General features: G+C 40.1%; 18 protein-coding genes. 8 read left to right on the forward strand and 10 right to left on the reverse strand.

Annotated features, from left to right (window positions below; translation table 11 throughout):
* The first annotated feature begins 17 nt into the window (after nucleotides 1–17).
* The 5 genes from CWD90_RS08555 to CWD90_RS08575 all read left to right on the forward strand — a co-directional run bounded on the left by CWD90_RS08555 (nucleotide 18) and on the right by CWD90_RS08575 (nucleotide 6,642).
* On the forward strand, nucleotides 18–1,178 hold the full coding sequence (locus CWD90_RS08555; protein ID WP_205161219.1) for a sialidase family protein: 1,161 nt from the start codon (nucleotides 18–20) through the stop codon (nucleotides 1,176–1,178).
* 66 nt (nucleotides 1,179–1,244) lie between these two features.
* A complete protein-coding gene (locus tag CWD90_RS08560) occupies nucleotides 1,245–2,531 on the forward strand; it encodes a M14 family zinc carboxypeptidase (RefSeq protein WP_103475530.1) in 1,287 nt (428 codons plus the stop codon).
* Nucleotides 2,528–3,790, forward strand: coding sequence for an exo-alpha-sialidase (locus CWD90_RS08565; RefSeq protein ID WP_205161220.1), 1,263 nt, complete (start codon nucleotides 2,528–2,530; stop codon nucleotides 3,788–3,790). Before CWD90_RS08560 ends, CWD90_RS08565 begins: the two co-directional genes overlap by 4 nt.
* Nucleotides 3,791–3,973: 183 nt before the next feature.
* Nucleotides 3,974–5,152 carry a sialidase family protein gene (locus tag CWD90_RS08570; RefSeq protein WP_103475531.1) on the forward strand — a complete coding sequence of 393 codons (1,179 nt, stop codon included), beginning with the start codon at nucleotides 3,974–3,976 and terminating at the stop codon, nucleotides 5,150–5,152.
* Nucleotides 5,153–5,163: 11 nt separating this feature from the next.
* Nucleotides 5,164–6,642: a sulfatase family protein gene (locus CWD90_RS08575; protein ID WP_103475532.1), complete on the forward strand. Its 1,479-nt coding sequence runs from the start codon at nucleotides 5,164–5,166 to the stop codon at nucleotides 6,640–6,642.
* Nucleotides 6,643–6,710: 68 nt separating this feature from the next.
* Here CWD90_RS08575 and CWD90_RS08580 read toward each other — a convergent pair whose 3' ends face one another.
* Entirely contained in the window at nucleotides 6,711–8,315 is a 1,605-nt protein-coding gene (locus tag CWD90_RS08580; protein WP_103475533.1) for a sulfatase family protein, read from the reverse strand.
* 217 nt (nucleotides 8,316–8,532) lie between these two features.
* On the opposite strand from CWD90_RS08580, the gene CWD90_RS08585 reads away from it, so the two are divergent.
* The 3 genes from CWD90_RS08585 to CWD90_RS08595 all read left to right on the forward strand — a co-directional run bounded on the left by CWD90_RS08585 (nucleotide 8,533) and on the right by CWD90_RS08595 (nucleotide 11,763).
* Nucleotides 8,533–8,784, forward strand: coding sequence for a hypothetical protein (locus tag CWD90_RS08585; RefSeq protein WP_157941181.1), 252 nt, complete (start codon nucleotides 8,533–8,535; stop codon nucleotides 8,782–8,784).
* A gap of 263 nt (nucleotides 8,785–9,047) precedes the next feature.
* On the forward strand, nucleotides 9,048–10,532 hold the full coding sequence (locus CWD90_RS08590) for a sodium:solute symporter (protein ID WP_103475535.1): 1,485 nt from the start codon (nucleotides 9,048–9,050) through the stop codon (nucleotides 10,530–10,532).
* 214 nt (nucleotides 10,533–10,746) lie between these two features.
* Complete coding sequence (locus CWD90_RS08595) at nucleotides 10,747–11,763, forward strand: LacI family DNA-binding transcriptional regulator (protein WP_103475536.1); 1,017 nt, start codon at nucleotides 10,747–10,749, stop codon at nucleotides 11,761–11,763.
* Nucleotides 11,764–11,901: 138 nt separating this feature from the next.
* Here the strand turns inward: CWD90_RS08595 and CWD90_RS08600 are convergent, their stop codons facing one another.
* From CWD90_RS08600 to CWD90_RS08640, 9 genes are all read right to left on the reverse strand, one after another.
* Entirely contained in the window at nucleotides 11,902–13,059 is a 1,158-nt protein-coding gene (locus CWD90_RS08600) for an alpha-hydroxy acid oxidase (RefSeq protein WP_103475537.1), read from the reverse strand.
* Nucleotides 13,060–13,160: 101 nt separating this feature from the next.
* Nucleotides 13,161–14,435 (reverse strand): DUF6786 family protein, encoded by a 1,275-nt coding sequence (locus CWD90_RS08605; protein ID WP_205161221.1) that lies wholly within the window; start codon nucleotides 14,433–14,435, stop codon nucleotides 13,161–13,163.
* Nucleotides 14,436–14,464: 29 nt separating this feature from the next.
* Nucleotides 14,465–14,794, reverse strand: a complete 330-nt coding sequence (locus CWD90_RS08610) for an L-rhamnose mutarotase (protein ID WP_103475538.1) — start codon at nucleotides 14,792–14,794, stop codon at nucleotides 14,465–14,467.
* Nucleotides 14,795–14,852: 58 nt separating this feature from the next.
* Nucleotides 14,853–16,163: an L-fucose:H+ symporter permease gene (fucP, locus tag CWD90_RS08615; protein ID WP_103475539.1), complete on the reverse strand. Its 1,311-nt coding sequence runs from the start codon at nucleotides 16,161–16,163 to the stop codon at nucleotides 14,853–14,855.
* 58 nt (nucleotides 16,164–16,221) lie between these two features.
* Nucleotides 16,222–17,004, reverse strand: coding sequence for an L-fucose dehydrogenase (locus CWD90_RS08620; RefSeq protein ID WP_103475540.1), 783 nt, complete (start codon nucleotides 17,002–17,004; stop codon nucleotides 16,222–16,224).
* A gap of 11 nt (nucleotides 17,005–17,015) precedes the next feature.
* Nucleotides 17,016–19,400, reverse strand: a complete 2,385-nt coding sequence (locus CWD90_RS23445; protein WP_239986491.1) for an alpha-L-fucosidase — start codon at nucleotides 19,398–19,400, stop codon at nucleotides 17,016–17,018.
* A gap of 7 nt (nucleotides 19,401–19,407) precedes the next feature.
* Nucleotides 19,408–20,967, reverse strand: coding sequence for a sulfatase (locus CWD90_RS08630; protein ID WP_103475541.1), 1,560 nt, complete (start codon nucleotides 20,965–20,967; stop codon nucleotides 19,408–19,410).
* A gap of 23 nt (nucleotides 20,968–20,990) precedes the next feature.
* On the reverse strand, nucleotides 20,991–22,331 hold the full coding sequence (locus CWD90_RS08635) for an alpha-L-fucosidase (protein WP_103475542.1): 1,341 nt from the start codon (nucleotides 22,329–22,331) through the stop codon (nucleotides 20,991–20,993).
* A gap of 52 nt (nucleotides 22,332–22,383) precedes the next feature.
* Nucleotides 22,384–24,750 carry a glycoside hydrolase family 95 protein gene (locus tag CWD90_RS08640; RefSeq protein WP_103475601.1) on the reverse strand — a complete coding sequence of 789 codons (2,367 nt, stop codon included), beginning with the start codon at nucleotides 24,748–24,750 and terminating at the stop codon, nucleotides 22,384–22,386.
* Nucleotides 24,751–24,764: the final 14 nt, after the last annotated feature.

The following is a 24,764-nucleotide window of genomic DNA, read 5'->3' on the forward strand; positions in this document are numbered from 1 at the left end:
TAAAACAACAGATAACTATGAAACGTATTGTTTATTTCCTTCCAGTACTGACATTTATGATTTTCTCCTGTAAGAATAAAGCGGAGAAAAACATCATAACCGAAGAAACCAAAAGCAGCAACGACATTACAGGTAATTTCACATTACCTCCATTATCCCAACCAGGGCAAGGTGCCTACCTTAGTGGGGAGCTGATCTACCCCTTGGACAACAAACCCACCCCGGAATGCCACGCCTCTACCATAGTGGAAACGCCATCCGGTCTCGTGAGTGCATTTTTTGCGGGCAGCCATGAGAAAAATCCGGATGTTGGTATTTGGGTGTCAAGAATGGAGAATGGAAAATGGTCATGGCCGGTAGAAGTAGTCAATGGCGTACAAGATGACACACTTCGCTATCCAACCTGGAACCCTGTTCTTTTTCAGCCTGCTGAAGGCCCCCTTATGTTGTTTTACAAGGTGGGTCCTGACCCCCGGACTTGGTGGGGAATGGTAATGACTTCTCCCGATGGTGGAAAAACATGGTCCAAACCGGAAAAAATGGGAACTGACGAAAAAATTGGTCACCTATTGGGCCCCATCAAAAACAAGCCCATCCAGTTGGCAGACGGAACCATAATCTCACCCACAAGTGCCGAATATAAATTGGAAGATGGGGATGTAGATTGGATGGTGCACTTTGAAATAAGCAAGGATAATGGCAAGACATGGGAAGTTGTAGGCCCTATTAACGACGGAAAGGAATTTGATGCCATACAGCCCAGCATACTTACCTATCCCAATGGTAAAATGCAGGTGCTATGCAGAACAAGACAAAATGTAATCTCCCAGAGTTGGTCCGAGGATCAAGGCAAGACTTGGAGTAAAATGACCGCTACCGAACTTCCAAACCCAAATTCGGGAACCGATGCCGTGACCCTAAAGGATAACAGGCAGTTGCTTATTTACAATCACACCACAAAGGAGGGCAAAGAACCTAAGGGGAGAAACATGATAAATCTGGCCATATCCGATGATGGCATTAATTGGAAGCCCGTCATGACCTTGGAAAATGTTCCTGCCGAATCGGGATATTCCTACCCGGCCATAATTCAAACAACCGATGGCTTGGTGCATATCACCTATACCTATGTAAGGCAATCCGTAAAACATGTAGTTATAGATCCAAAGCAGTTATAATATGTACATAGTTATTGGACCAAAGAACAACTTCCAAGGAATCTAATAGCCATCTAGAACTTAAATATGTCCAGCAATAAAGTAAGTAGACGAAATTTTATGGTGAAAACCAGTTTTATTTCAGCTTCTGTTACTCTATTCCCAAGCTTAATTCCAGTAAAATTATTTGGTAAAGGACAAAATGATGATCGGAAAATATTTGTTTCAACTGATTTTGTCAGCGGGGGCGGAAAAGTTACTATCCAGGATGAAGAATCGAATACTATTCGAATTAGTGCCCATGATGAAGGTGGTGGGGGTTGGAGTAAAATCTGGTGGCACTTTATGGTTGAGGGAATTAATCTAAAAGATGAAATTATTCTGGAGTTGGAATTGGGGGCAGGGGCTAATAATCAATTGTTTTTTAGTTATGACCAAAAAAATTGGGGACTTACCAATTCTGGGATTATAAAAACTATAGACGGCAAAGACTTTATTGTTGTTAAACATATCATTAGAGGGGAAAAAACATGGTTTTCCTATGATTTGCCTTATACGCCCGAGCACATTAACGCTATTCTGGCCGAAAAGGTAAAGACTTATCCGGACATCAAAACTCTAGATTTTTGCAGAACAAAAAAAGGAAGACAGGTCAGCGCATTTTTACTCAAAAATACAGGGCCTGATTCAGATTTTAAGTATGGTATTTGGCTGCAGGCCAGAGCACATGCCTTTGAATCGGGAAGTAGTTGGGTCTTACATGAACTTATGTGCTGGTTAATGTCCAATGGCACAGAGGCCAAAGCATTAAGACGAATTTCACAAATATTTATTTTGCCCATTGTAGATGTAGATTCTGTTGTAGAGGGTAGAACCGGAAAGAATCAGAAACCACACGACCATAACCGTGGATGGGACAAGGAACCCTCATTCTGGCCTGAAATGACCGAATCTAAGTTACAACTAGCGCAATGGGCCAAAAATGGAAAAATGGATTTATTCATTGATTTTCATGGTCCTGGAAATTCTAGCCACCCCTACTTTATTGTGCCTTTAGCAAAGGATTTGTCCAGTGCAAAACAACGACAAAATAGGTTGAAATTTTTTCAAATCTTGGACGCAAAGCCATTCAATGAAATGGCCAAGTTGACACAGTCTATGACCCATTTTCATTTCAGTGAGCGAAGCGAGGTAACAGGAAAAGAAAATGCGGTTAAATGGGTAAATAATAATACGACAGACAATGTTGTCTCATTGACATTGGAGGTAAACATGGGCACTCCCTTAAGTACACAATCCGGTTATCGGGCGGAGGCCATTACACTTGGAGAGGCAATTTCAGCATATTTTGTAAATAACTACCATCAAAAATGAAAAACAGAAAACAGAACCTATTAACCTGCAGCCAATTTATAGCTCAATCGATCATGGTCATCGGTGTATTTTTGGTAATGATTTTGGGTTGTAAAAGTCAACAAAATTATCCCGACCCAAACACCAATCCTACTTCAGGTTTGATGTTGCAAGGCGACTGGTTTAAAAGTCCACATGATATTAATTTTAGTGATCTACCCAAGATTCCTTATGAACATGTGGTAGTGAGCAATGTACAGGAGGAAGGCAATAGCGCAGAATATATCTTTTCAGGTAAAACCTTTAAAGGAGGTGTAAATCAGCATAGTTATTTGATATTCCATGCGAATAAATTTTGGCTAATGTGGAGTGAGGGTCCAGGTGTGGAGGACCGAGTGGGGCAAGTGGTAAAATATGCCACAAGTCCGGACGGAATCGAATGGACCGAGCCTAAAATAATGACTCCATATCTAGCGAACTCAAGCCCTACCTCAGAATTTTATAATACTAGAAACCCTAAAGGAATGCGCTGGATTGCAAGAGGTTTTTGGCAATATAAGGGAGAACTTCTGGCGTTGGCGGCCTCAGATGAGGCAGCAGGATTTTTTGGACCCAGCCTTGAGTTAAGGGCTTTTAAATGGGATGAAACTGCCCAAATGTGGAAAGATGATGGTATTATTATGGATGACGCAATAAATAACTTCCCTCCAAAAAAAATTCCATCTGGAGAATGGATGATGTCAAGAAGATCCCATGACTATAAAGTTAAAGGAGTAGACTTTATGGTTGGTGGAATCGACGGAAAAGATAGTTGGAAAGTTTTTCCAGTTTTGGGCACGACTAGTGAATTAGCCGCAGAAGAGCCCTATTGGTGGGTTCTTCCGGATGAAAAAAGTCTCATGGCGCTGTTTCGCGATAATCGGCAAAGCGGATATTTATATAGGGCATTTTCCACAGATAACGGCCGTACTTGGTCGAAACCTGTTCAAACTAATTTTCCCGATGCAAGATCCAAATTTCATGGTATGAGATTGAGCAATGGTAAGTACATATTGGTTTCCAACCCTCACCCAACAAAACGAGATCCAATTGCCCTGTCAATTAGCGATGATGGCATGGTATTTACAAAAATGGGCTACTTAATGGGGGGGCGACAAATAGATTACCCCAATGTAATTGAGCATGAAGGATATATTTTGATTGCCTTCTCTGGAACCAAACAGAAAATAGAAGTGTTGAAAATTAAGATTACGGATTTGAACGACTTAAAGATGAAGTAGATTGTAAAACCCTACGAGGAAAAAATAAATACGTACTATGACAACATTAATAGACTTATTTAAGATGAGGAATATTGGCAAGTAAGACCGACACTTATTATTCCCCTCATTTACGCTCGCCCGCAAGGTCAGCTCTAATAACAGAAAAATTTCCACTATAAATACTTGTAACAATTAACCAAAATGAAAGAAATCACATTAATTCTAATTTACCTTTTTAGCAGTGTTTCCTTAACTGCCCAGCAATACGACGATTCAAAAGTGCCAGGAAAAGTCGTGGCCTATAGCCCTGCATCTTCAGGAAAATATATTGGCTCCCCTAGTTTGGCGATTCTACCAAATGGGAATTATGTTGCTTCTCATGATTTTTTTGGACCTGAGTCCAATGAACATCTGAGAGCAACTTCCAAAATTTACACGTCTAAAAATAAAGGTAAATCCTGGAGCCAGATGGCCGAGATTGATGGCGCATTTTGGTCTAAGCTTTTTGTCAATCAAGGAAAGCTTTGGTTTTTAGGCACTGACAGACATCATGGAAATACGCTTGTCAGACTTTCAGAAGATGGAGGGAACACCTGGACCAACCCAAGCAATGCTACAAACGGTTTAATCTTAAAAGGGGAATATCATTGTGCACCTATGGCAATTCTTACGTATAATGGCAGAATTTGGAGAGCTATGGAAAGTGCTATGGGCCCAATTAAAAAATGGGGAAAAAGATATGGCGCATTTATGCTTTCAGCTCCTATAGATTCCGATTTGTTGAATGCTGATAGTTGGACGTCCAGTAACATTCTATACTATGACCCAACTTACCTTGATGGAAATTTTGGCGGCTGGTTAGAAGGCAATGCTGTCGTAGATAAGGATGGACAGATGTGGGATATATTGCGTGTTGATGATCGCTCTACATTAGAGGAAAAAGCAGCATTTGTTAAAATTAGTGCTGATGGTAAAAATGCTTCTTTTGATATCAATACCGGCTTTAAGGATTTCCCAGGAGGCAGCAAAAAATTTATCATCAAATACGATGAGCCTTCTGGACTGTATTGGACATTAGCCAATGTAATCCCTGAAGGGATAAAAAAGGATAATGAAGGCACAAATCCTGCTAAGATTAGAAATACCTTGGCATTATTTTCTTCCCCGGATTTAGTCCAATGGAATCAAAGAAAGGTGATTTTACAGCATCCAGATGTTTCAAATCATGGGTTTCAATATGTTGATTGGATGGTAAAAGGAAAGGATATCCTATTTCTTTCAAGAACAGCCTACGATGACGGAGTTGGTGGGGCTCATAATAATCATGATGCAAATTTCCTAACTTTTCATCGTATTAAGAAATTCAGAAAACTTTTATAATCTATTGTTTTATGACATTATGTAAAGGTACAATAGGGAAATACATTCAAATAATTTTATGTGTTTGTTGTTTCGCTTTAAATGCACAGTCTAAAACGCCAAATATACTGTTCATTTATACCGATGACCAGGCATATTGGACTTTGGGAGCATCCGGGAATAGCCAGGCTTTTACGCCGCATCTTGATCTATTAACAAAACAAAGTGCATTTTTTGAAAATGCATTTGTCACCACACCTGTATGCAGCCCAGCTAGAGTTTCTCTGATGACTGGCCAGTATGCATCAGAATATGGGATTTTGGATTTTATTCCTCAGCCTGGCCACAGGTTGTATGATCCTAATAATCCAATTGGGCTAGACCCTGACAGTATCACTTTCCCTGAAGTACTTTCATTAGCGGGATATAAAACAGGCTTAGTAGGGAAATGGCATCTGGGCGACTGGACAGAACCAGGTGCTGATCAGCGATTTCATCCCACTAACCAAGGATATCAATATTTTATGGGTATTACGGGTGGAGGTGAGTCGCCTATAGATCCCAATCTGGAAGAAGACGGGGTCGTCCGTAAAATGAAGGGATTAACAGTAGATATTTTGACTGATAGAGCCTTGCGGTTTTTGGAAAATAATAAAGAGAAAGCTTTTCTACTTAGTGTTCACTATAGATCGCCTCATAGTAAATGGTTACCGGTAGCTGATGAGGACTGGGCTCCCTATGAAGACCAGGATATGGAAATCCCAGATCCTGATTATCCCAATCTGGACATTGTTAAAGTCAAAACCAAGATGAAAGAGTATATGGCCAGTTCCTCTGGAGTGGACAGAAGTGTAGGCAAGCTAATTAAGCAATTAAAGGATTTGGACTTGTCTGAAAACACGATAGTGATATTCACATCTGACCATGGTTATAATATGGGGCATAATGGAATTGAGCACAAGGGGAATGGGTATTGGATCACGAAGGAAGAGCACCCCGCAACCGAAAACCTAGCTATCAATTCCCGCCCAAATCTATATGACCAGTCACTTCATGTTCCTGTAATAATCCGGTGGCCTGGTGTTATCAAACCGGGATTACGAGTAAAGGAGACCTTTACTAATATGGATTGGTATCCAACTGTGTTGGAAATGGCAGGAGCCAAAATTCCCGTAGGAAAGGTTTTGAGGGGGAGAAGTATAGTCCCAATTTTGAAAGGAGAAAAACTTGAAAACTGGGGTAATGATCTTTACGCTGAGTACAGTATGATTAATTATAGTACCGCTTTGATGCGTTCATATCGCACTACTGAATGGAAGTTGGTAAAAGACTTTAAGGATACTACTCGGGATGAACTCTACCATCTGTCCAAAGACCCAGAGGAACGGATTAATTTAATTGGGCAAAATTCAAATGAAATCAATGAAGTTATCAGCGAGTTGACTGAAAAAATCTATAGAAAAATGAAAGAGATTGGAGATCCCTTGTTAAAATCCATTCAAAGACCTTAACCCAAACAATCTGAAAAATCTTATTATTTTTAGTGCAGTTTAAGATTATTTGCTTTATCCTTATTATTTCATTTTAACAATTTTGTCATCTCTGCCGATTCAAAATCGGTTTTGTTGACCCAACCGGCGTTTGGGTTTTCGCCTTTCATTTGGCGCTCATAAAAATTTCGGTCCGCTTCATTTGCGTACAGATACTCATCAAAAACATGCCCATTTCCAAGTATGCGAGGATCCTTTTGTTTTTTTAATTCTTCAATTAATTGTGTTTCTAGCTTGTCCGTAGTATCTGATAATCCGGGCTGGTCTATTAGATTATTAATGCAAAGCGGATCATCGACTACATTGTATAACTCTTTATTGGGGCGTTTCCCAAAACAGAGATCCCAATACTTATTTGCCCCTAATATCCTTCGGTCATTCAATATTTGAGTTTTGGTGGCACCTCCATCCGTGTTTAAATAACCTGTTTCCGGATTTCCTGCAGGCCAGCGGTCTGTCTCAAAATTAAGTACAAGTAAATAATCTCCCTTGCGAATTCCTCTGATTGGATATCCCAAATCATTTGGTCTACCTACATCATGTCGCTCTTTCCCAATTAATACAAAGTCTCTGTCTTCCGATATATTTTCCCCACTATCAGAATACAAAATATCAGTTAAACTTCTTCCTTCAATTGGTTGCATTTGTGAATCAGATTGTTCAATACCGGCCAGCTCAAGAAATGTTGGTGCAAAATCGATAAAACTTACAAAATCATTAATATTACGACCAGGTTGTTTTACTCCATCTTTCCACATAATAGCAAGTGGCAAATGGTTGGAATACTCATAAGCTTGCCCTTTAACACGTGGAAATGGCATGCCGTTATCCGATGTTACGATAACAATTGTATTGTCTAGCATTCCCCGGTCTTCTAGAGTTTTTAGCATTCGCTCCAAATGTGAATCGAAGTATTCTATTTCGAAAGCGTAATCTAGCATATCTGTCCTAACTACTTCATTGTCTGGCCAAAAACCGAATACATCATCAACATCCTCGAGGTTTTTATTGCCCTTGTTTATACCACTGCCATATTCATATTCACGATGGGGTTCGAACCCTCCATACCAAAAACAAAATGGTTCGTCTTCTGATTTCTCATTTAAAAATTCCACAAAATTGGCCGCGTAATCTATATTCGACATTGAATTTGTGGGAGGGGTTGTTTTCTTTTCATTAAATTCTTTTCCCAAAACAAGTCGTTGTTCCCCATTTTTAGTTAATGCCACAGTTGGTGCTAATCCCTTGGCAGTTAAACCAACATGATAGCCGTTCTCACTAAGCGTTTCAGCATATGTCTTAAATTTAGTTGGAAAATAACTCCAATGATTTCCAGCCTCTTCCAATTGCCAGGAATTACGACCTGTTACAATACAAGAACGTGAAGGTGCGCACTTTGCATTGGGAGTATATGCGTTAGTAAAAAGTAAACCTTGCTCAGCAACTCTGTCGAACGCTGGCGTTTTTACCCAAGAGCTGCCATAAGCGCCCATGTGCTTAAAGGTGGCATCGTCGGCAATACAGAAAAGTATGTTGGGAGGTGGACTTTCAACTTGCTTTTTAGCTGGATCGCAACTTAATAGTATTGAAAAAAAGGCAATTGTTGAAATGAAGATAATTTTTGATGTATTCATTAAAAAATAATGTTTTTTCGATCCACTTAAGTTATAACTTTTTTGTATCAACCTGAGTTTGATTAATAATATTTAATCTTTAGGTAACAAAAAAGATAGATTATTAGTAAAGCTAAAGCATTGAAATTGAATTTATTAACCTAAACATCTAGTTGTGATATCTACGTTAAAGTTTCAGAAATTCTCAGTTTGGTTGATGAGTTTTACAAGGAAAATAATGAAATTGTCGATAAGGCCTAAATGGGTGGCGATGGAAGTGGCAAGAATGCTTTACAATATTAGTAAATATGGCTCGGGTTATTTAAAGGGACTAAATGGAGCAGCTTCACTATTGGGATTGTGCGGCCCATATCTTGCCCCTCCCTTCAAACAGTTCAAGGAATTGGAAGTGATCTCTAATAATTTGAAAGTAATTCAATCTAATATCGAAAAAATAGGGCTGTCTGGTCATACTCAGCAGTATATTTAAGGTTTTCGCATTCAGATATAAAAAATTAAACCACAAGCTTTTCAAAATAAACCTACTTTCTTTTGATATTATCAAATAATTAATTATCATTGCTTAATCGATAAAGCAGATAATGTGACGAATACTCATATCCAGTATATCCTCTTATCATTAAATGGCTTTGACGATATAATAAAATTCAGAATTTTACAATTAGCCAACGTTTAAGTAGCGTGAATATCCTACTTTTAAAAAAAATACCAAAACCTAAATAGCCAAACACAATGAACAGTTTAGATTTAATCGTATTCTTCATTTACATAGGAGGAATAGCCCTTTTCGGAGGCTCATTTTTTAAAAAGAGTAGAACCTCCTCATCCTATACCATGGGTAATAACGACATCCCGGGCTGGGTGGTTACCATGTCTATTTTTGCAACCTTCGTTAGTAGTATAAGTTACTTAGCCCTTCCAGGGAATGCCTATCAATCCAATTGGAATGCGTTGGCGTTTAGCCTTTCCCTCCCCATAGCCTCCTTGATTGCAGTAAAGTATTTTGTCCCGTTGTACAGAAAAATAAATAGTCCCTCGGCCTATACCTATATGGAACAACGTTTTGGCGCCTGGGCTAGAATCTATGTGTCCCTTTGTTACTTATTAACCCAGTTAATGCGTATTGGAACCATACTCTACCTTTTGGCCCTTACCCTAAATGCAATTGTAGGATGGGATATGATCACCATAATTATATTTACCGGTTTGGTAGTATCTATATACTCTATGTTGGGTGGAATTACGGCGGTATTATGGACAGACGCCATTCAAGGCATAATTCTAATTGTTGGAGCCTTGGTCTGTGTTGGTTTTATTCTCTTTAATATGCCCGAAGGTCCTGGACAGGTTTTCGACATTGCTGCCCAAAATGACAAATTTGGCCTTGGTAGTTTCAGCCTTAGCTTATCCGAACCCACCTTCTGGGTAGTACTTGTTTACGGTGTATTCATCAACTTGCAAAATTATGGTATAGATCAGAATTATGTGCAGCGTTATATGGCCTCAAAATCTGACAAAGAAGCTCAAAAATCCGCACTGATCGGCGGCTTGATCTATCTCCCTATTTCCATGATTTTTCTTTTTATTGGCACCTCGCTTTTTGCCTATTATGATTCAGCGGCCACCCTACCTGTAGAGCTACAGGATATAAATAAAAGTGATAGTGTATTCCCTTATTTTATTGTTAATGCCCTTCCTGCAGGAATAACGGGACTGATGATCGCCTCTATCTTTGCCGCGGGTATGAGTACTATTTCTACTAGTTTTAATAGTTCTGCTACCGTTTTTCTTACGGATTACTACAACAAATATTTTAAAAAGACCGCCTCCGACAAGGAAGGAATGCGTGTACTTTATATATCATCGGCAATTATAAGTGTAATTGGAATCGTTATTGCCATAGCCATGATTAACGTAAAAAGTGCCCTGGATGCTTGGTGGAAACTATCCTCTATTTTTAGTGGAGGTATGTTGGGACTGTTACTTTTAGGTCTATTCTCTAAAACTAAAAATATCAAAGGTGCCCTTTCTGGAGTACTAGTTGGAATTCTTATCATAATATGGATGAGTCTTTCCGGTACACTATTCGGAGAAGATTCCCTTGGTGCTTCCTTCCATACGTATCTGACCATTGTTTTTGGAACTACAGCCATATTCATAGTAGGCTTCCTCGTATCCATATTCAATAAAAATACCGACGAAATCTATGAGAAGTAAACCAACTATTAGTTTATTTTGAAAATTTAGGTTGGACCTGAACAAAGCATTGTTGTCCCGATTTACGGAAGATTATGCCAATAATGAATTTTAGTAAGAATTTCGTAATTTTAACAACTTGGGAACTTTTGTTTTAAAAAACTATAACCTACTGTTTACTATATAGTTACAATTAAGGTTTGCTCCAACTTACTAATTTTAATCTAAGACTAACATGAAACCTAAAACATCATTAAAGGATATTGCTAAAATTGTGGGTGTATCCATACCCTTGGTTTCATATGTTCTAAGTAATAAAGGAAAGGAGAATAGGGTATCCGAAAAAACTGCCGTAAAGATAAGACAGGTCGCAAAGGAACTTAACTATCATCCTAATTGGAATGCAAGGAGCCTTAAAACCAATAAAACAAGGTCTATAGGAGTAATTGTAGCAGATATTTCCAACCCCTTCTTCTCTAACTTGGCGAGAACCATTGAAGACGAGGCCTTTTCACAGGATTATACAGTAATCTTTGGATCTTCGGACGAAAAGGTGGAGAAATTCAACAAGGTTTTGGATTTTCTTAAAATGAGGCAGGTCGATGGATTTATTATTGCCGCACCAGAGGGATCGAAAGATATTATTGCCGAACTTACCAAAGCGGACATCCCTTTCGTGTTGATCGATAGATTCTTCAATGATCTTAATACCAATTACGTCACGGTCGACAATTTTAAGGCCTCCATGCAGGCAACCAATTATTTGTTGGGAAAAGGAAATAAGAAAATTGGAGCTGTGCTATACGAATCAACTCTGAACCATTATCAGGACAGACACCTAGGGTACCTAGAAGCTCTTAAACAAGCCGGACTGCCAGAGAATACCGAATTCATAAAAAGAATCGATCACAGGTCCTTAAAATCAGAAATGAAAAAGGTGGTAATGGAATTGGTACAGGATGCCGAAGTAGATGCCATCTATTTTCATACCAACACCTTGGCAGAAGAAGGGTTAACGCAAATGTTGAGCTTGGACAGGAAAATACTCAAGAAAATTAATGTGGTCGTATTTGATCAAAATTCATCTTATAACTTCTTGGAAGACCCAATCCCTTATCTACATCAACCTATAAAGAAAATTGGTCAAAAGGCATTGAGGATCCTTGTTGGACAGATAGAAGACCCAACCCAAGCAATTCAACAAATTTCCTTTGAGACCCAACTGGAAACAAGTACTTTAAAAAGGGAATAAAATCGCTCAGTACCAAAACCGAGACTGCTTAAAACAGTATTCCCTTCTCCCACAATGAAAGAAACATTAGCATCAGTTTCCCATTCCAAACTCCTACTATACCAACAAGGCATTAATTTGGCATGACGCCCATCACCATTAAATTAAATGATTTGGAAAATCCTTAACCTCTTCACAACAAATTTGTTCCATTACCTGTTGTAATTCTGTTTTTAAAAGCGATATGGTATGGTCCCCACCTTTAGCACCCAAAGCTGCAACTCCGTACATAAAGGAACGTCCCATAAAGGTAAATTCCGCTCCTCTTGCCATAGTCCTGGCAATATCCGGTCCACCCCTCAATCCACTGTCCATCATCACCTTTATTTGCTTTCCGTATTTTTCGGCAATTCTGGTCAATGGTTTAATCGTAGATTCCCCGGCATCCAACTGTCTACCCCCATGATTGGAAACAATAATACCATCCAATCCCAATTTAATGGCACTTTCAGCATCGGCTTCGTTGGCAACCCCTTTTATCACCAATTTGCCCTTCCACATATCCCTGATAGGTTTTATCTTCTCTTCATTCAACCTTCCTGAAAAGGTCTGGTCCATAAATTTCCCCAATTGTGCCAAATCCAATCCTTTTGGCATATAAGGTTTAAGGGTTTCGAAATTAGGTTGCCCATATTTTAAAGTATTCAATGCCCAACTAGGTTTACCAAGTACCTGAAGAATATTCTTTACCGACATTTTAGGTGGCATGGCCAAGCCGTTCCGAATATCCCTTGGACGAAAACCAAAAGTGGGCACATCGCATAAAATTACCAATACTGGACATTCTGCAGCCTCGGCCCTTTTAATAATATCGTTTCTAACGCTATCCTCTGTTGGATGATAAAGCTGAAACCAGGCTTTACCTTCTGTAATCTCACTAATGCGTTCAATACTACTGGTCGTCACCGTACTTAAAATAAACGGAATATTATGTTCAAAGGCCGATTTCGCCAAAATTTCCGGAGCGTTGGGCCACATAAGTCCTTGCAAGCCAACGGGGGCAATCCCAAAAGGAGCATCGTAAACATGTCCGAAGAGCTCGGTCTTCATACTAGACCCGGTATGTTTACTTAGGTAATAAGGCAAAAGCTCTATGTCCCGTATTTCAGCAGTGTTCTTATGTAGGTTTACATCTTCGTTACACCCACCATCCAAATACTCAAAAGCAAACTGCGGAATCCTTTTTTTTGCTTTGTTCCTTAAATCAACAACGGATGGATATTTAGTATTGATTTTGATTTCTTTTGTATTCTCCATGGATTTTTAATCTACAATTGTTCTTATCTATTACTCTTTGGTACAATCCTTAGTCCCCTAATCCCTTAAACTAAATCTGTTGGGAATAGGTATTTCATTTATTATTTGCTTGCTAATTCTTTGAGTGAAACGCTCAATAACTCTTTCGCCAATTTTTCCAATTCCACTTCATTACCTATAAAGTGAAAAGTCTGATGCGTATGGGTGCTTCTCTCATTGGATTTGAGATCTAATGCGGGTGATGAACTCTCCAATTCATAGAAGGGGCCTAACTGTCCACCATCCTCAAGCGGGCCATCGTTATAGGCATTTGCTGCATCCCCAGAATAGGGAAACTGCTGTAACTCCCATTGTGAATTTACATAATCTGTGACCCCCTCGGGCAGACTAAACTTGGCAATGGTTAGCACTTTATTTTTGGCATCATAACTTCCTAAAACCGGTAACGCCCTTTGTGGGGAGATACCAATTTTTCCACGTTCCTTTCCATCCGCCTTGAAGAATAAAACACTATCATAGACCTGAAGTCGCTCTTTTGGAATCTTCCCAAAATAATCGTCTGTTACCTTGTTCCCTAAAAGGTCATCATCCCCTTTCTTAAAAGGAACAATTATAGTGGTTTCGTCCGAGGAATTAAACATGCTTAAAATCCAAATAGATAGAAGACCTGTTTTCTTTCCCCAACTTTCAGCCCCCATATTAGTAATACTATTTTCGGAAGCAAAGCCCACCATTTTAAGGGTTTCAGGAATTGAGAGTCCAAGAATTCCAGAGGCCTCTTCCTTATCCAAAAGTTTAATATTCCTTTGAACCTTCAATTCAAAAATCGCCCCCGTATAATTCACCAGTTTCATTTCCCTTTCGAAAAAAGCATAATTTTCACTATTGTCTATCAAATGGAAAGTTTCAGTATCCAATTCCTTGGGAACATACCAATTATCAAATTCAAACTCAGTATCTTTTTCGAAGTAAAGGGAATACTGCCCCCCTTCTGGTCCCAACCAAAAGCGTTCTTCCCCACCGGTAGGATTAAAATGCTCGTTTATTTCTCCAGATACAATCAAATCATAATTGATCCAACCAAAGCTTTTTCCTGAATTGCCATTAGCCGTACTCGTCATAACGCGACCTTGAAGTTCAGGGGAAATCAATATGCTCGACTCCCCATTTTTCAGAACTATTAAATCCTTAAAATGTTCCAACAAAAACTCCTTGTCGTACCCAAAAGAACCTTCTGAATAACCTTCCTTTTCTATCTCAATCGAATTAGCACTTTGCTCCTTTTTAGTTTTGCAACTTATTAAACATAGGAGACAACAGAGCATGACTGTTCTAACGATATTTCTAAACTCCAAAAAGTAAATTTTACGTACCATCCTATGATCTTTATTTTCTTTGTCTAAGGTTATAGTTTAAAAACCTTCTCCATCAGCATCCATTTTTCCCCCGGTTTAGCAAAAGGCAATGATTGTTGAAATTTCCCCATTATTTCCTCCCACTTTTCATTTTCTGGGTACTTGGCATCGATTTTCGCCTTTTTTTCAAAGGAAAAGCTTTCATCGGCATCGATAATCATAAACATCCTGGTCTCCACCCGGTAGATTTCCATATCCTTTATTCCCGACTCCCTAAGGCTTTGGAGAATCTCTGGCCAAACTTCCTTATGGTAATCATCATATGCCTTGATCAACTCAGGGTCCTCCTTAAGATCTAAAGCCAAACAATATCTTTTCATTTTTATAATTTTATAGTTGATAATTAATTAATGCCATAATTAAGATTTGCACTTAACTTTAGGCTGCCAGTTCATACTTTTTAAACACTCGTAAACCATACCAGGCTATATATACAAAACAGAGTGTTGGCAGAATAAAGGAAAAATTCACCTCTGTAGCCCCCATAATACGAATATCATTTACGGCGTTTCCTCCAGCATCAATAATCATTCCCTGCAACTTAGGCATTAGAGCACCTCCAACAATTGCCATCACTAGGCCGGCGGCACCAATTTTAGACTCCTCTTCATTAAGTCCGTTCAGCGCAATACCATAAATAGTGGGGAACATTAGGGACATAAAGAATGTAATGCCTACTAGGGAGTACAATCCAAAAATTCCCTCAATGTAAATAGTCCCCAAACAACAGATGGTTGCTGCAACTGCAAAGTACATCAACAGTTTTCCAGGGCTCATAAAGCGTAACATATAGGTTCCAATGGCCCTACCCACCAAGAACAGAATAAAGGCTATAAATTGGTAAGTAGCTGCATCCTCGCTAGACATTCCTATAGCTTCGGCATACTGATAAATATACGTCCAACACATGATCTGGGCACCCACATAAAAAATTTGAGCCACTACGCCCAGCACATATTTTTTGTTTTTTAACAAGCCGCTAAAGGTATCCCCCAAACTTGGGATACCCCCTTCTTCCTTGGCCTGCGGCATTTTACTAATTACAATTAAAACGAAGACGGCCAAAATTACGAGTCCCAATATAACATAGGGATCGCGAATAACCATCAAATCTGTAGTCCTGATCAAGGCTTTTTTAGCTTCATCCAATGAGGAATAATCTGCAATATCATCTGACTGTAAATTTTTAAGTACAAATTGTTGAGCAACCAATAAACCTAACAATAGCCCTACTGGGTTAAAAGCTTGGGCCAAATTTAGTCGCTGTGTAGCGGTTTCAGGAGCACCCATCGCCAAAATATAGGGATTGGCAGTAGTTTCCAAAAAAGCCAATCCAAAGGTAAGGACATAAAGCCCTAAACAAAAGAACCAGAATTGTTCCGTTATAGCAGCTGGGTAAAATAGCAAAGCTCCCCCTGCATAAAGGGCTAACCCAATTAATACACCCACTTTATAGGAGTATTTACGCACAAAAAGTGCCGCCGGCAACGCCATACAAAAGTAGCCGCCATAAAAGGCCATTTGTACCCAAGCCGCTTGGGAATTGGAAAGCTCCAATACTTTTTTAAAAGCCTGTACCATTGGGTCGGTAACCGCATTGGCAAAGCCCCATAGGGCAAATAAGGAGGTAATTAAAATAAATGGAATAAGTACCTTTTTAGATACTACTGGTGGTCTTTGGTCTTTCATTGGATTGTTGATTATTATATTTTATTTAATACTTAAATTTAAAATATTTCTTTAGGTTTTATGAAATTGATCGGTCCAAATGGGTGTAACCCCCATCTACAAATAGTAATTGTCCCGTAGTATGACTAGATCTATTTGAAAGTAAAAAAACAACTGTACTGGCAATTTCTTCGGCCGTGGTCATTCTTTGCCCTAACGGAATTTTATCGGTAATACCTTTTAATTTTTCTTCAGGATTATCAAAAGTTTTGATCCATCGATCGTATAATGGGGTATAGCATTCCGCTACAATAACGGCATTGACCCGAATATTGTAAGGCAGGAGTTCAACAGCCCATTCCCTTGTTATGGCATTGCGCCCTCCATTGGCCGCCGCATAACCGGAAGTCCCTCCCTGTCCCGTTACCGAGGTCTTGGAACCTATATTAACAATGGCTCCTTGGGTTTTCTTTAATTCAGGTAACGCAAAATGAGCCATTAAATAATAGTGGGTAAGGTTACGGTTAATAGATCTTAAAAAATCTTCATAATTGCCATTTTCGAGTCCAATACCGTCATTGATTCCGGCATTGTTGACCACACCATCAATCTTTCCATATTTTTCAATGGTACTTTCCACGGCAAGTCTACACTGCTCCGGATCTGTAAGTTCCGCCATGGCAAAAGAAGCTTTACCACCACTTTTTTCAATATCCGTAACCACGGCCAACATACTTTTATTATCCCTTCCTATTATCACTGGGATGGCGCCTTCAGCTGCCAACAGCACACTTATACCATGCCCGATTCCTTTGGAACCCCCTGTCACTATAATTACTTTATCCTTGAGTTGTAAATCCATGTTTTTATCATTTAATGTCCATTTTTATCAACAAAAAAGACACTCATATTCCTAATCTGTGCTAAACCGTCCGAATCTATAATTTTTATTCGCAATCTACTTAATTTTTCTGTATCAAATTTTTCAATTCTTTTGTTGCCAATGCTCTCTCCACTTGCCAACACATTCCAACGACCTCCTGAATAACCTTCAATTTGATACTTTCTAATTCTTTCTCCCTTTGCTATATCTTCCTGAAGCACCACGTGGTTTACTTCCATGGGTTCCTTCAATCTTAATTCTACAACATTTCCCTTACCGCTTGTGCTTGCCAATGGATCGGAAAATCTTCTTTTGATCTCATCTCCCCATTCCTTTAATCGTTGCACATCCGGTTCTGGTAGAAGTCCATCAGGGTCTGGGGTAAGCCCCATAATTAAAGTAGCATTTCTTCCCACCGATTTATAATACATCTCCATTAAATTTGCTAATGGAAATATGTGGGCCTCATCCCCAGGCTCCCAAAACCATTCGTGTCGGCCATTATAGCCTCGTAAAGGAGCATCGGCCATTGCAGGAACCCAAAATTTACCATGGGCATCCCCTTCCTTAAGCAATTGAAAATTGTTATCTGCAATATTCATTTTAGCGCTTTCCCCTGCACCGGTTGCCCTATAAGGAAAAGTAGACCAGTTTGGATAAGAAACCGTGCCCGATTCAGATCCTCCCCAACGGGCTTCTGCCAATTGCCCATTGTGATAGAACAAACAATTTGGCTGATACTGCCGTACAATTGGTAATACATCCGGAGCACCATTTTTTGGATGGTCCGCGCCACCATCGAACCAAATTTCAAACAATTCTCCATAATTGGTACAAATTTCTTTGACCATTCCTTCTACCATCTCATTGTACCATTGCTGTCGGTTTTCCTTGAAATCACCTTCCCCATTAACCTTAAAGTCGTTCACGCCCAAAAACGAATTCCACCTAATACCAAGATAAATCCCTGGCTTAATGCCATATTTTTTGCATGAAGCCACAAAATCTGCCACAACGTCTCCTTTTCCGTTCCGCCAATTCAGTGCCTTAACACTATATGGGTTTACCTTGGATTGAAACAATGCAAACCCGGTCTCATGGGTGGCCGTTAAAATGGCAAAACTGGCTCCTGCATCCTTGGCTGCCTTTACCCATTGATCGGTATCCAATTTTTCAGGATTAAAAATTTGATAATCCTTTACTGGATCGATTCTATTGTTTCCCTGCCCATATTTTACCCCATCAAATACATGTAGATCATAATGAAACACTACACCAAGCTCTGCCTCTTGCCATGCCAATTGCCGCTTGTTGGGGATCGGGGTTTCAACTTTGACTATAGGAATGAAGACGGTATAGGATTCATCTCCTTTTTTTACTGCTACCGACAATACTTTTGGCTCCCCGTTCTCTTGATAAATAAAAGGACGTTCCATTCTATCTGGGACAATAACAGTCCCATCTGCCAATAATATTTCTTTATTCTTAAGAACAAACTCATTAGCCTTTTCCCAATCTGTTCCATTCTTCGAGGTCACTAAACCTATATAGTTATGGGCATGAAAAACACCGTAGAATCGCTCCCAATCTTCATCATACCAAACCGACATATCCTCGGTATCCATATAATCTATTACCGGTTTTTCCTGAATTGAAAATGGTCCATCTGGATGGTCCGAAATAGCTACCGCTTGGTTCCTAACAAAATTCTTTTCGTTGGGCTTATCGCCTTTGACTATTAGATAATACTTGCCATCCCTGCCCCTAGCAATTGCCGGATTTACGGTAAGTGTAGTAATTGGTCCAGCTGGTTCCACCAAGGGTTTATCCATTCTGATCCAAGGTCCGTTCAAGGAGTTTGATACCGCGACCCCTGTGCGCTGGTTGGGTCGTAAAATCTTCCAGTTGGGGTGGGTATAACCAGTTTTAGCAGTTTCCACCAATTCATCATAGGTATAACCTTTGCCTCCCATATTGGTAGCTATATAGTACAAATAGTACTTCCCCTCAAAATATTTAATTTTTGGGTTGTGTGCAGTTATGGCATCCCAGTTACCCTTACCACTGCCGCGGAGCACAGTCTCCTTATATTTCCATGGTCCAGCCGGATTTTTACTTGTGGCATGGGCGACCTCCGAATGGGTAAGCCACCCATGAAAACCGTATTCTTTTTTCCAACGGGAATAAAAAAGATGATATTTCCCATCCCTCTCCTTGATGATGGAACTCCCCCAATTATAATACCCTTCCGTTTTAAAAATGTTGTCTTCGGAAACTTGGCCAAAATTATCGTAGAGATATAAATCGTCTTCCCCATTTTGAGCAAAACCCAAGGCAAGACCAAAACAACAAAGTAAGAGTAAACTTAGTTTCATGTCTTTTTTACTTATTGTTGGAATTCAAAACCTCATCGGGATAGGCTACCTGCTCTCCAGTATCTTTATGAGAAGGTATTTGAGCTTCCACTTTCCTTAAATAATCCGATAATATCTTTGCCAATTCCCGTGCTTTATCTGGTTGTTCTTTGACCAAATTTTTAGTTTCCCCTATATCCGCCCTTAGGTTAAACAACTCCATTCTTCCGTCAATATAGTAGTAAATAAACTTCCAATCGCCCACCCGGGTACTGCTGGAAGCTCCAATTCCTGGACCTGAAGGCCCCCATTCATTGGGGTAATGCCAAAATAAAGGGCGTTCACCTTGAGAACTGTTTCCTGTAAGCACAGTCACAAAACTAATTCCGTCTACTTGCTGCACTGTTTTATAATTTTTAACGCCTGCCAATTCCAGAATGGTGGGGTAAAAATCCTCAATTATGACTTGTTCCTCCGTCGCCGAATTAGGTGCTATTTTTCCTGGCCATTTTACCAGCATAGGCTCACGGATCCCTCCTTCATGTGCGGAACCCTTGCCACTACTCAAGGGTTTGTTGTGGGTGTGTTTTTCTCCTCCTCTGGCTACAGCGCTGAGTCCACCATTGTCCGACATGAAGAGGATTATGGTATTGTCAGAAAGATTTCTATCATCAAGGTGATCCATAATATCTCCCAAACTTTTGTCCATTCCCTCTACCAAGGCCGCATATTTAGCCTCCGTGGAATCCAACCCTTTGTCATAGTATTTTTGGACAAACCTGTTATCTGCCATTATAGGGGTATGCACTGCATAATGTGCCATATACAAAAAGAAAGGTTTGTTTTTTTCCAATGCGGAATCCATGGCCAGTTTTGCCTCTTGTGTTATGGCCTCCGTTAAAAATATATCCTTGCCATGGTATTTTTCCAATCCTGGTACCGCCCATACTTCCTTACCTTCTTTGCCATTTCCAAAATTTTCGGCACCCAAATAACTCGCTGGAGCTCCGGCCGCATGGCCTGCAATATTTACCTCAAAACCAAGATTTAATGGATCTTCCCCAGGGGTGCCTATAGCCCCTAAATGAGCTTTGCCAGCATGTATGGTATTGTAACCCGCATCCTTCAAGACTTGAGGCAAGGGTGTGGCGTACACTGCCTTCTCTGTACTGGCATCTGGACTCATCCCATTTACGTTCCATTGTGGAAATTGTAGTGTTTTGTGGTTAGTTTCCATGGGCTGCAATTTGTCCTTTTGCAGGGTCCAATTGGTTACCCTATGCCGAGCGGCATTCATTCCTGTCATGAGACTAACACGGGTTGGTGAACATACCGCAGTGGCGTAGGCCTGTGTAAATTTCATGCCCTCTTTGGCCAAACGCTCCATATTTGGAGTTTGATAAAGATCATTGTAAGGTGTTCTTTGGTTCCAGAATGGTACGGAGGTATCCTGCCAACCCATGTCATCTACAAAGAACAGTACAATGTTTGGTTGAGAAGAAACCTCCTGGGTTTTTTCCATTTGCTTTTCCTTACATCCAACCAAGAAAAGTGTAACTGACAAAAACAATAAGAAACATCTGTTCATAAACTTTTTATTTCCTTCTTAATCTAATTACTCTCTATCACAGCACCATCCTCGCGATATAAATCTACCTTACCATCCAATAAAACAGCAAGAACAGTCATATTTTCGTCCAGAACATGTTCTGGCAATTTTATATAGTTAATCCCTGGATAATGGCTCCAGAAAACCTTGCCAATTACTTGATGTGATAATTTAGTGCCCTCACCTACAACCCAAATCCGATTGATCCTGTTTTTTAGCCCACGTATCACCACTTCCCCATTGGAATTACCCTTAACAAACAAATAAAGAATATTCTGGTCCTTGGACAAGGTAGTAGGACCATAAAAATGTTCCTTGGGAATTCCAGAGCGTGTTCCGTAGATAGCCTCTTTATGCTTGTTGGTCCAACGACCCAATCCTTCCAATATGCCTACTTGTTCCTCAGGAATACTACCATCCCCTTTAGGACCTATATCCAGCAACAGATTACCGCCATTGCCAATGACATCAGCAAAAATCCCGATAATTTGATCGGTGGTTTTATAATTGTTATCATTTTTTTGGTAACCCCAGGAATCGTTCATGGTAAGACATAACTCCCAATATTTGTTTTTTGGCCTTGTGATGGGCATTCCTTGCTCCGGGGTGGCGTAATCCCCTTGTTCCCTTAGTCTGGAATTCAAAATGGTATTGGGATTTTTGTCAAATAACATTTGTCGAACCTTGGGCACTTCCCATTCCTCGGAATTGTGTTCCCAATCACCATCAAACCAATACAAGTCCGGGTTGTAGTTATCTGACAATTCCTTTAATTGCCCTTGATATAACTTTAAGAATTTATTCCATCTTTGGGGTTGGTCCATTGCATTGTATCGAATGGAATCTCTAGTAAAATGCGTATAGTCCTTATAGGACCAGTCCGGTAAGGAATAATAAATGCCCACTTTTAAATTATTTTTTCGAAGTGCGGATACAAACGGAGTTATCACGTCCTGTTTGGCCGCCGAACTTTTAACAGCATCAAAATCGCCATATTTGGTGTTCCAAAGGGCAAAGCCATCATGGTGTTTAGAGGTAATTACCGAATATTTGGCACCACTGCGTTTAATTAAATCGGCCCAAGCCTGGGGGTCATATTTTTTTGCGGTGAATCCCTTGGTTTGCTTCAAATAATTCTCGTGTGAAATATAGCCATTGTAAAAGGACCAGGATTCGTCGATCCCATTTACCGAATATAAGCCCCAATGGATAAAAATCCCCAATTTGGCGTCTTTAAACCATTGCATTTTCGCCTCATTATGTAATACGGTATCTTGAGCTTGTTCTTGGGCAAAATTTACCGTTATGGCCAATAGAAAAATGGAGGTAATCAGTTTCTTCATGTATGTAAATATGTAATCTGTTAAATAAATATATTAAAATCCCTAAAAAGGGTTAATCCACTTTTTTTAAATCGGAATCCAACCAAATTTTCTGGTTACTTTCCAAAGATATATTGGTATTGGCTTCACCGTAAACCAATTGGATTTCTATGCTATTTTTGGCCATAAGACCTACTTTCTCCAGACGGCCATTCTTCCAGTCAAGGTCAACCACAATATTACCGCGGGCCACCAAACCATGCATCTTGCCTGAACCCCAGTTCTCTGGCAAGGCAGGCAACAATCTAAGGAATCCTTCGTGCGACTGTAATAACAGCTCCGCTACACCGGCAGTATATCCAAAATTACCATCTATTTGAAATGGAGGATGCTCGTCGAACAAATTATCGGCAATGGAAATCTGCATCAATTTATTGATATTCTCCCGGGCCGACTTGGCATCCAGTAACCGTGCATTGAAATTGATCATCCAAGCCCTGCTCCATCCCGTACCTGCACCCCCGTGCTGAAGTCGGAAATCGATCGTCTTTTGAGCTGCAGCAAAAGCTTCCTTATTCTTTGAGGTAATGGCATCCCCTGGATGAAGTGAGTAGAGGTGCGACATATGGCGATGGCCCTTTTCCGGCTCCTCATACTCCTGGTTCCATTCCAAGATCCTACCATCTTTCCCAATGTTAACCCCTGGGTAAAGATCTTTCAATTTTGCCTTAACTTCCTTAATAAAATCATTATCTATCTGCAACACTTCTGCAGCTTCCAATGTGTTCTCAAAAGCCTCTGCTATAATTTGATGCCCCATTGCCGTCCCTAAGGACATAGCAGCTGGTTTACCATCCTCCGCCAAATAGGAGTTTTCTGGGGACATCTCCGGGTAGGAAATCCATTTTCCACTATTTTCATCTTTCTGAAGCCAATCCAAATAAAACTCGCTAATCGATTTTAGGTATGGATAAGCACGTTCTTGCAGAAACACCTTGTCCTGTGTAAATCTATAATGCTCCCAATAATGTTGGCCCAGCCAACCGCCACCGTGGATCCATGCGCCCCAATAGGGCATATCGGCACGCATCCATGGAGCCGCCCAAAGATCGGTAGCGTGATGTAGTACTGCTCCCCGACCTATACCATATTGCTCCTTTGCCGTAATTTTTCCCCGTTCCAACAACCGATCCCCATAATCGAAAAGAGGCATATGGAGTTCAGAGAGATTGGTTACTTCTGCTGGCCAATAATTCATTTGAAGGTTAATGTTGAGATGGTAATCCGCATTCCAAGGGGCTTCTATATGCTCGTTCCAAATACCTTGAAGGTTGGCAGGATTGGTTCCTGGCCTAGAAGAAGAAATTAACAGATAACGGCCATACTGAAATAATTTTGCTGCCAAATCAGGATCTTCGTTACCATCTTTAATTCTTTGTAACCTTAAATCCGTGGGCAGGGAATCCAGTTCACTACCCCCCAACTCAAAAGAAACCCGGTCATACAAGCTGGAATAATCCGTAATATGCCTGCTCAATATTTCTGAAAAAGTTTGTCCTTTCAAGCCTTTTAAGGTTGCATTATTTTTAGCAACATAATCATCCATGTAAAAGGAAGTATTACAAACGATAAATATAGTTGCCTCCTTTACTCCTTTTAAGGTCAAGGCTCCATTTTTGGCCAATACCTCGCCAGACGTATTTTCTACCTTAAGTCTTGTCTCGAATTTAACGCCATAATCTATCTCCAAGGGTTGGGATTCCTTTTCCCCGCCAAATTGGGTCACCATTCCCATCATACTGATTTCCGAATCGGAGGGGTTTGTTGTAGTTACGGTTTTATGTCCATGATCTTCCGGCCGATCCAATTTTAGGTCAAAATCCATTCCTTCTTTGGCAGTAGTAGTCAAATGGATTACCATGACGTCATCTGCCTTGGAAGAAAAAACCTTTTCGGAATAGGAAGCTCCCTTACTTTTATAGTCCACTTCTATTAAGGCATCGTTTAGGTTTAAAGACCTTCTATAGTCTTCAACATCTTTATCACCTTTAAAATCGATAAAAAGATCACCCATAGTCTGGTGTGACCTGATTACCGTTTTATAGGAAAACTTATCCATATAAGCGGCATCTACCTCGTGAGGTTTCCCTTCCCTTAACAAGGCTCTGAAATGCTCTAAATCTTCTGGGGAACCCTTGGAATTACCCCAATCCGGACCTCCGGGCCACATGGAATCTTCATTGAGCTGTATCCTTTCATTTTGAGGGTCTCCAAAAACCATGGCCCCTAATCGACCGTTACCCACTGGCAAGGCTTCCATCCATTTAGCCGCTGGTTGTGCATACCATAGGCCATTGGCTTCCCTGATATTTTTCTGCTCCTGACAACTGAAATTTATTACCCCAAGAAGTGTTAGTAAAAGCACCTTTATCCTATTCATTTCTAAATTCTTTA

The organism is Arenibacter catalasegens (genome assembly GCF_002909235.1).
Lineage (GTDB): Bacteria > Bacteroidota > Bacteroidia > Flavobacteriales > Flavobacteriaceae > Arenibacter > Arenibacter catalasegens.